The organism is Mycobacterium sp. WMMD1722, assembly GCF_049315205.1.
In the GTDB taxonomy this organism is placed as follows: domain Bacteria; phylum Actinomycetota; class Actinomycetes; order Mycobacteriales; family Mycobacteriaceae; genus Mycobacterium.
Genome location: NZ_CP186056.1, coordinates 3629538 through 3638524, shown reverse-complemented (window position 1 = coordinate 3638524; position 8987 = coordinate 3629538). Strand labels below are relative to the sequence as shown.

The window sequence follows — 8987 nt, the reverse complement described above, 5'->3', positions numbered from 1 at the left end:
AGACGGGGTGAACGATGGCCGATGGCGTGGCGACGGTGTGGGTGCCGGTGGACGACATGGAGCGGGCAGTGCAGTTCTACGGTCAGACGCTGGGTCTGGACGTGAAGAAGAACAGCGACGAGTGGACCGAACTGGATGCGAACGGACTGTCCATCGGACTCAATGCGCGCGAAGGCACCGGGAAGGGACACGGTGGCGGCGCGGTGATCACCTTCCAGCCCGAGGGGGAAATCGGCGAGGAGGTGGCCCGCCTCAAGGAGGCCGGCGTCGCGTTCTCCGGCGACATCAGCGAGCATCCCTGGGGACGGATCGCACCGTTCAAGGATTCCGAGGGCAACGATCTGCAGCTCTACGCGCCGCCGAAAGCGTAGCCAGATGCGGTCCGTATCGCCACGCTGGGAGAACGCTGTGAACTAGTCTCGGCGGGTGGGCACCTCGAGCAGTGAATCCGGAGACTATCTGGCCAAGCGGACTCTCAAACAGGGCAGCGCAGGCTGGGTTCTGCTGGCCGGACTGGGAGTCGGCTACGTCATCTCGGGTGATTACTCGGGTTGGAATTTCGGTCTCGCCGAGGGCGGATTCGGTGGGCTGGTCATCGCCGGGCTGATCATCGCGGGCATGTACCTCGCGATGGTGCTGGGCATGGCCGAGATGTCCTCGGCGTTGCCCGCCGCCGGCGGTGGCTACACGTTCGCGCGCAGCGCGCTCGGGCCGTGGGGCGGCTTCGCGACCGGGACGGCGATCCTGATCGAATACTCGATCGCGCCGGCCGCGATCGCGACCTTCATCGGAGCGTATGTCGAGTCGCTGGGGCTGTTCGGTATCACCGACGGCTGGTGGGTGTATCTGGTCGTCTACGTGCTGTTCATCGCCATTCACCTCAGCGGGGTAGGTGAGGCTCTGAAGGTGATGTTCGTCATCACCGCAACCGCATTGGCCGGCCTGATCATCTTCGCCATCGCAGCCATCGGCCGTTTCGACGCCGCGAACCTGACCGACATCCCGGTCAGCGACGCCGCCGGTGCCTCGGCGTTCCTGCCGTTCGGCTATCTCGGCATCTGGGCGGCCGTACCCTTCGCGATCTGGTTCTTCCTCGCCATCGAGGGTGTGCCGCTCGCGGCCGAGGAAGCCAAGGAACCCGAGCGCAATGTGCCCCGCGGAATCCTGGCCGCAATGGGCGTGCTGCTGCTCACGGGCAGCACGGTTCTGGTGTTGGCCGCCGGCGCCGGCGGCGCGGAATTGATCAGCGGGTCGGGCAATCCGCTGGTGGAGGCGCTGGGCGAATCGACCATGGCGAAAGTCGTCAACTACATCGGTCTGGCCGGCCTGATCGCCTCATTCTTCTCGATCATCTACGCGTATTCCCGCCAGCTCTTCGCTCTGTCCAGAGCCGGGTATCTGCCCAAGATCCTGTCGGTCACCAACTCCCGGAAGGCGCCGGTGCTGGCCCTGGTGGTACCGGGCGTCATCGGATTCGCCCTCTCGCTCATCGGCGAGGGCGCGACGCTGCTCAACATGGCCGTCTTCGGCGCCGCGCTGTCCTACGTCCTCATGATGGTCAGCCACATCGTGCTCAGGATCCGGCGACCGGATATGGCGCGCCCGTACCGCACCCCGGGTGGCATCGTGACCACGTCCTTCGCACTCGTCGTCGCGGCGCTGTCGGTGGTCGCCACCTTCCTGGTCGACAGTGTGGCTGCGGCATGGTGCCTGGCGGTCTTCGCCGCGTTCATGGTGTATTTCGCCGTCTACAGCCGCCACCACGTGGTCGCCAATTCGCCGGACGAGGAGTTCGCCGCGTTGGCCGCCGCGGAGGAGGACCTCGAGCGGTGAACCGCCGCGCCCATCAGGAATGGTGGGCGTCAGGAATGGTCGGCAATGTATTCGTCGGCGTCCTTGTCGCGGTTGTCGATTCCGGTGGTCGTCTCGTGGTCGGCGTAGAACTGCAGCCACTGCATGCCCAACTGATGGCGTAGCTCCAGGGTTGCGCTCTTGATGAAGTCCGGCATCGCCTCCCGCTCTTCCTCGTCGAGGTGCTTACCGTTCTCGGTGCGCGCCTTCAGCACCGCCGCGAACCACTCGTCGCTGCCCGGGCGGTGCTGTCGCGACAGCCGAACCGCGTCGCGGATCGCATTGTGGTCGGTGATGGCGTCCTCGGTCTCGTCCTCCGGGTCGCCCTCGGGATTGCCGGGGTCGTCGGCACCGCCGTGTTCCAGCAGCGCCGGGTAGAACACCGTCTCCTCGGCTTCGGCGTGCGCGTCCAGACGCGCACTGAGCTGATCCCAGATCGCGGCGAGCTCCTCGTCCGAGCGGGCGTCGTCCAGTCGGAAGAACTGGCGCCGCAGCCAGTCGTGATCGGCGTAGACGAGTTCGATGATGTCGGCCATGAGCGGGATCTTCCCCGCTGCTCAACGCCCGAAACGGAAGGCAAGCCTCAGCTGAACCGCACATTCAGGGTGGCCAGGCCGAAGATCTTCTTACCGCCGGCCTTGGCGCCGACGATGACCACCCCGGAGCGGGTCTGCGGGTCCAGCGACTTGATCCGGCCGGTGAACTCGATGTCGGCGCCCTCCTTGGCGGAGACGACGGCCGGCTGGGACAGCCGGATGGTGTATCGGGTGGCCGCGCCGGGGTCCCCCGACCATGCGGACGCGAACCCCGCTCCCAGACCCATCGTCAGCATGCCGTGGGCGATCACGTCGGGCAGCCCGGCCAGCTTCGCGATGTCCTCGTCCCAGTGAATCGGATTGGCGTCACCGGCGACGCCGGCGTAGTTCACCAGATCGCCGCGCGACAGGCGGGTGTGGTGGACCGCCAGCTCCTGGCCGACCTGCACATCGTCGAAAGACGGGGTGCCCGGTGTCCTGGTCAGGCCCCCGTCGGAAATCCGGACGTCGCCGTCGGGGCGGACCGCCTTCTCGTAATCGGCGTCGAGCGATCCGACGCCGGAGAAGTCCACGTCGTGCATCATCGCGTTCTGCACGGCGGTCTTCACCCCGGCGTCGATATCGTCCGCGGTGACCCCGACCACGGTGGTGTGCAGGGTGTGCACCCGCTCGCCGTCAGCGTCGGTGAAGGTGTTGGTCACGGTGATGAAGTCCCGGCCGGCCGTCCTGCGCACCGAGGTCAGCTCGACGTCGATGGTCAACTCGTCACCGGCCACGATCGGACGGTGCTGCTCGAAGACCTCCTCGGTCTGCAGGTAGGTGTCGTAACCGACGACGATCGACTCGAACATGCGGCGGTTGCACTGCATACCGGGTGCGGAGGTGAACGTCAGCGGCGCCACCACATCCGGGTAGCCCAGCTTCGCGGCGGCGGCGACATCCCAGTGCGCGGGGTGGTAGTCCTGTACGGCGCGGGCGTATTCGCGGATCTTCTCCCGGCCGACGAGGTACGTACCATCCATCTGATACCAGTGGCCGACCCGCGCTTCGAGCGGCGACGCTTCTGCTGCGGTCACCCCAGCACACTAACGCGCGCCCGCCGGGGCGCTGCACACCGTGGGCCGGGGCGAGCGCCTCGCAGATTCAGATCGGCCGCAGGCGGGTAAGCGCAACGGGGCGTTTTCCACCCGCGTCCGCAGCAGGGACAGAGGAGAATCCGTGACCCGACCGACCACCGCCGAGGCCCCGCCCGCCGAGGCGGCGCCGCCGCCGGTCAGCATCCGGCAGCGGAACACCATCTTCGTCGCGGTCGTGCTCGGGATGTTGCTGGCCGCGCTGGACCAGACGATCGTGGCGACCGCGCTGCCCACTGTGGTGGCCGATCTCGGCGGTGCCGGGCACCAGGCGTGGGTGGTCACCAGCTATCTGCTCGCCTCGACGATCGTGACGGCGATCGTCGGCAAGCTCGGCGACATCTTCGGTCGTAAGAAGGTCTTCCAGGTCGCCATCCTGCTGTTCCTCGTCGGCTCCGTGCTGTGCGGGCTGGCCGAGTCGATGACCATGCTGGTGGCGTCGCGGGCGCTGCAGGGCATCGGCGGCGGCGCCATCACCGTCACCGCCGTCGCGGTGATCGGCGAGGTGATCCCGCTGCGCGAACGGGGCCGCTACCAGGGCGCCCTCGGCGCGGTGTTCGGGGTCACGACCGTCATCGGACCGCTGCTCGGCGGGTTCTTCACCGACCACCTCACCTGGCGGTGGGCGTTCTGGATCAACGTGCCGGTGGCCGTGGTGGTGATCGGCATCGCCGCCGTCGCGATCCCCGAGCTGGGCCGCACCGCACGGCCGGTCCTGGACTACGCCGGCATCGTCCTGGTCGGGGCGGGCGCGGCCGGGCTGACGCTGGCGACCAGTTGGGGCGGCACCACCTACCCGTGGTTCTCGGCGACCATCATCGGCTTGTTCGTCGCCTCGATCGCCGCGCTGGTGGCGTTCGTGTTCGCCGAACTGCGGGCGGCCGAGCCGATCCTGCCGATCCGGCTGTTCGGCAGTCCCGTCTTCACGGTGTGCTGCGTGCTGTCGTTCGTGGTGGGTTTCGCGATGCTCGGTGCGCTGACGTTCCTGCCGACCTTCATGCAATTCGTCGACGGTGTGTCGGCCACCGAATCCGGTCTGCGCACGCTGCCAATGGTCCTGGGTCTGCTGGTCACCTCACTGGGCAGCGGCGTCATCGTCGGCCGCACCGGCCGCTACAAGATCTTTCCGATCGCCGGCACCGCGATCATGGCGCTGGGCTTCGTTCTGCTGTCCCGCATGGACGAGCACACCTCGACGCTGCTGCAGTCACTGTTCCTGCTCGTGCTCGGCGCCGGCATCGGGCTGAGCATGCAGGTGCTCATCCTGATCGTGCAGAACACCGTGGACTTCACCGATCTGGGCGTGGCCACCTCCGGGGTGACGTTCTTCCGCACCATCGGAAGCTCCTTCGGGGCAGCCATCTTCGGCTCCATGTTCAGCAACTTCCTCGAGGACCGGCTGCCCGGCGCGATGGCCGCCTCCGGCGCGCCACCGGAGGCGGCGACCTCACCGCAGGCTCTGCATGCGCTCTCGGGCGAGGTCGCAGCGCCGATCATCGCCGCGTACGCCGACTCGCTCAGCAAGGTGTTCCTGCTGGCGGCGCCGTTCGCCCTGGTCGGGCTGGTGCTGGCCTGCTTCCTCAAACAGGTGCCGCTGCGGGATGTCGCGGCCAGCGGCAGCACGGACCTCGGCGAGGGCTTCGGCATGCCCACCACCGAATCGCCGGAGAAGCTGCTGGAGATGGCCGTCGGCCGGCTGTTGCGCCGGACCCACGGCATCGACTTCGAGGCACTGGCCCGGTCCCGTAACGGACGCCTGGACGCGGCCCGGTTGTGGGCGTTGATGCAGATCTACCGACACACGTCGGTGACCGGTGCGGCGGACCTCAACGCGATCGCCGACCAGCGCCAGGTGCCGCGGCAGATCCTCGAGCCGACCTTCGACCGGCTGGTGAGCACGGGCTTCGCCACCCGGGACCGCGATTCGTTCGCGCTGACCCCGGCCGGGGCGTCGGAGATCAGCCACGCCCGCGACGTCATCTCCAGCTGGATCACCGACACGCTCGCCGAACAGCCCGAGTTCTCCCAGCGGCCCGATCGCATGCAGGTCCAGGGGGCGCTCGAACGGGTGGCGCGCGGCGTACTGCTCGACCGCGAGGACAGCAGCGACACGTCGCGGATGATGAAGCTGGGTGCCACGGCGACGATGGACAGCGCCCCGACCACCCGGATGCGTGCACCGGCCACCGCGGCGTGGGCCTCGGCGCCCACCAGGCCGTTCCAGGCGCCCCCCACCATCCGCCGCCGGCCAGGCCCACCCGGACCGGGTACACCACGGCGCTGACGCCAGTGGGCTCAGTCCCCGACGATCGCCAACAGGCGTAGATCGTCGAGCGCGGTCGAACCGACGGGCGGGACCAGGATCACCAGACGCTGGCCGCCGTTGTCGTCGAGCACCTCACAGTCGAGCGTGATCGGCCCCACCCGGGTGGCGAACGTCTTGCGACGGGCCGGGGTGACCGCCACCTCGTGGTGCGTCCAGAGACCGGCGAATTCCGCGCTGCGCTGCAGCAGGCCGTCGACGAGTGCCTCGATGTCGCGGTCGCCGCGGCGGCGGGCCCAGGTCGCGCGCAGATCGGCGACGATGCCGCGGGAGTGCTCCGCATGGTCGGGCTCGGGCATGATCGCGCGGCTCTGCGGGTCGGCGAACCAGCGCCACGCCGTGCCGTTGCGCGGATCCAGATCCGAGGCGATCGACTCACCGAGCAACGCCCGCGACAGATCGTTCTGAGCGAGCGTCACATAGGTGTCGGTGCAGACGAACGCAGCTGCGGTCGACAGCTGGTCGAGCACGAACAACAACGCGGGCCGGACGTGCGACGACGTCCGGCGGCGGTCGGGTACGGCATGGCCGGCCAACCGGTGGAGATGGTCACTCTCGTCATCGGTCAACCGCAGCGCACGAGCCAGCGCCCGCACCATCTGCGGTGAGGGCTGGGTGCTGCGCGCCTGTTCGAGCCGGCTGTAGTAGTCGACCGACATTCCGGTCAGCTGGGCGACCTCCTCACGTCGCAGACCCGCGGTGCGCCGCCGCGCGCCGGACGGCAGTCCGACCTCGCCGGGCAGGTTCGCGTCGCGCCGTCGCCGGAGGAAGTCCGCAAGCGCGTGGCGATCCATGACGTCATTGTCGTCGAGGTCGCGTCGGTCAACCAGGGACCGCCGGTCCCTGGTCCACGGCGTCCTTCCGGGTGTGCGCCGGCCGGGCCACGGTGGTGGCATGAAACCACACAGTGCCCACCAGCCCATCGGAAGCCCGTTCACCGCCGAGTCCACCGCGGACGACGTGGTGGTCGGTCGTGACCTCACCGGACGCACCGTCATCGTCACCGGGGGGCACGCCGGCATCGGCCTGGAGGTCACCCGCTCCCTGGCGTCGGCCGGCGCCGCGGTGACCGTCGGCGCCCGCGACCCCGAGCGGGCGCGTCGGGCGGTCGGGGGTATCGACGGCGTCGAGGTCGCCGAGCTCGATCTGGTCGAGCCCGGCTCCGTCGACGCCTTCGCTGCGCGCTGGCTGCGCACCGGTCGACCACTGCACATGCTGATCAACAACGCGGCGGCACCTCCGACGGCAGCAGCGCGACGTGACCGGCGTGGATACGAGATGCAGTTCGCCACCGGCCATCTCGGTCACTTCCGGCTGACGCTGGCGTTGCGGGAGGCGCTGCGTGCCGCCGGACACGCGCGCGTGGTCAACGTGTCGTCCGGAGCCCAGCGGTTCGGTGAGATCAACTGGGACGATCCGCACTTCCAGAACGGCTACGACGCCGGTGCCGCCTACGCCCAGACGAAGAAGGCCAACGTTCTGTTCGCCGTCGAACTGGATCGGCGCTGGGCCGCCGACGGGATCCGCGGATACGCGGTGCACCCGGGAGTGGTCGCCGGAACGACGCTCAACAGCGCTGCCGGTGCGGCGGCACTGCGGCAGATGGGTCTGATCGACGACGCCGGGCGACCTGTCGTCGATCCGCGCCGCGGGAAGAAGACGCCCCAGCAGGGCGCCGCCACGGTGGTGTTCGCCGCTACCAGCGAACTGCTCGAGGAGGTGGGCGGCGTCTATCTGCTCGACAACGACGTGTCACCGATCGTCGATGACCTGGTGGAGGTCACCTCCGAGCACATCCCGGCCTATGTGACCTCGAGTTCGATCGATCCCGAGCAGGCCCGGCGGCTGTGGACACTCAGCGAGCGACTCAACGCCTGAGGCGACCGTGGATCACAATTTGAAACCTGTTGCGTTGCAGTACGTGACAGGGCGGTTTGCGCTCCGGTGCCCGGCACTATGGTCGCGGTGGTGCACCGCCGAACCGCGCTCAAGCTTCCGCTGTATCTGGCGGCGGCCGCTGCACTGACCAAGCTGCCGCTGGCGACCGGGGCGCAGACCGGCCGATGGTCGGCCGAGCGCGCCAATGCCTGGTACCAGGCGCAAGGCTGGCTGGTGGGTGCCAACTACGTGCCCTCCACCGCGGTGAACCAGATCGAGATGTTCCAGGCCGGCACCTACGACCCCCGCCGAATCGACGGAGAGCTCCAACTGGCCCGCAAGATCGGCTTCAACACCATGCGGGTGTTCCTGCACGACCAGCTGTGGGCCACCGACCAGGCCGGGTTCGCGAGCCGGCTCAGCCAATTCGTCGGAATCGCGGCGGCCCACGGCATCAAGCCGATGTTCGTCCTGTTCGACTCGTGCTGGGATCCTGCACCCCGGGCGGGCCGGCAGCGCGCCCCGGTGGCCGGGGTGCACAACTCCGGATGGGTGCAGGGCCCCGGCGCCGCACGGCTGGAGGACCCGCGCTACCTGCCCGTGCTGCAGAGCTACGTCACCGGGGTGGTCGGCATGTTCCGCAACGACCCCCGCGTGCTGGCGTGGGACGTCTGGAACGAACCGGACAACCCGTCCAAGGATTACCGCAAGGCCGAGCACCAGGACAAACAGGAACTCGTCGCCGCATTCCTGCCGCACGTGTTTCAGTGGACCCGCGCGGCGAATCCGTCCCAGCCGGTGACAAGTGGTGTGTGGCAAGGGCATTGGCGTGATCCCGGCAGCCGCAGCGAGGTCTGCAGCACCCAGCTCGAACTTTCGGACATCATCAGCTTCCACAGCTACGGTGATCCCGACGAATTCGAGTCCCGGATCGACGAATTGGCGCCGCTGGGTCGGCCCATCGTGTGCACCGAGTATCTGGCCCGGGAGTTGGGCAGCACGGTCGAGGGCATCCTCCCGGTGGCCAAGCGGCGCAACGTGGGCGCATACAACTGGGGCTTCGTCGCCGGGCGGACCCAGACCTATCTGCCCTGGGACTCCTGGAAGAAGCCCTACACCGCACCGCCGGATCCGTGGTTCAGCGATCTGCTGCATCCAGATGGCCGGGCCTATGACGACAAGGAGATCCAGGTCATTCGCACACTGTCCGCCACCACCCCCGCCGCCGCCACCGGACGCGGCTGAGTCTGCCCGCTCCCGCCCGCT

8 protein-coding genes are annotated in these 8987 nt (G+C 68.5%); 5 read left to right on the top strand and 3 right to left on the bottom strand.

All coding sequences use genetic code 11. The features are described 5' to 3' along the window. Window positions 1-14: 14 nt before the first annotated feature. Both ACN27E_RS17405 and eat read left to right on the top strand, forming a co-directional pair. Window positions 15-371 (top strand): VOC family protein, encoded by a 357-nt coding sequence (locus tag ACN27E_RS17405; RefSeq protein ID WP_422743328.1) that lies wholly within the window; start codon window positions 15-17, stop codon window positions 369-371. A gap of 55 nt (window positions 372-426) precedes the next feature. After that, the gene (eat, locus tag ACN27E_RS17400; protein ID WP_422743326.1) at window positions 427-1833 is read left to right on the top strand and encodes an ethanolamine permease; all 1407 of its coding nucleotides are present in this window, start codon (window positions 427-429) and stop codon (window positions 1831-1833) included. 29 nt (window positions 1834-1862) lie between these two features. On the opposite strand, the gene ACN27E_RS17395 is transcribed toward eat, so the two are convergent. After that, window positions 1863-2387, bottom strand: a complete 525-nt coding sequence (locus ACN27E_RS17395) for a hemerythrin domain-containing protein (RefSeq protein ID WP_422743324.1) — start codon at window positions 2385-2387, stop codon at window positions 1863-1865. Window positions 2388-2434: 47 nt separating this feature from the next. Beyond that, window positions 2435-3463, bottom strand: coding sequence for a fused (3R)-hydroxyacyl-ACP dehydratase subunits HadA/HadB (locus tag ACN27E_RS17390; protein WP_422743322.1), 1029 nt, complete (start codon window positions 3461-3463; stop codon window positions 2435-2437). Window positions 3464-3605: 142 nt separating this feature from the next. Here ACN27E_RS17390 and ACN27E_RS17385 point away from each other — a divergent pair, with 142 nt between their 5' ends. After that, window positions 3606-5804 carry a DHA2 family efflux MFS transporter permease subunit gene (locus ACN27E_RS17385; RefSeq protein ID WP_422743320.1) on the top strand — a complete coding sequence of 733 codons (2199 nt, stop codon included), beginning with the start codon at window positions 3606-3608 and terminating at the stop codon, window positions 5802-5804. A gap of 11 nt (window positions 5805-5815) precedes the next feature. On the opposite strand, the gene ACN27E_RS17380 is transcribed toward ACN27E_RS17385, so the two are convergent. Then, window positions 5816-6637 (bottom strand): helix-turn-helix transcriptional regulator, encoded by an 822-nt coding sequence (locus ACN27E_RS17380; protein WP_422743318.1) that lies wholly within the window; start codon window positions 6635-6637, stop codon window positions 5816-5818. Between the two features lie 100 nt (window positions 6638-6737). Between ACN27E_RS17380 and ACN27E_RS17375 the strand changes: the two genes are divergently transcribed. Both ACN27E_RS17375 and ACN27E_RS17370 read left to right on the top strand, forming a co-directional pair. Next, entirely contained in the window at window positions 6738-7721 is a 984-nt protein-coding gene (locus ACN27E_RS17375) for an SDR family NAD(P)-dependent oxidoreductase (RefSeq protein ID WP_422743317.1), read from the top strand. A 90-nt stretch (window positions 7722-7811) separates the two neighbouring features. Continuing rightward, window positions 7812-8966 (top strand): 1,4-beta-xylanase, encoded by a 1155-nt coding sequence (locus ACN27E_RS17370; RefSeq protein ID WP_422743315.1) that lies wholly within the window; start codon window positions 7812-7814, stop codon window positions 8964-8966. Window positions 8967-8987: the final 21 nt, after the last annotated feature.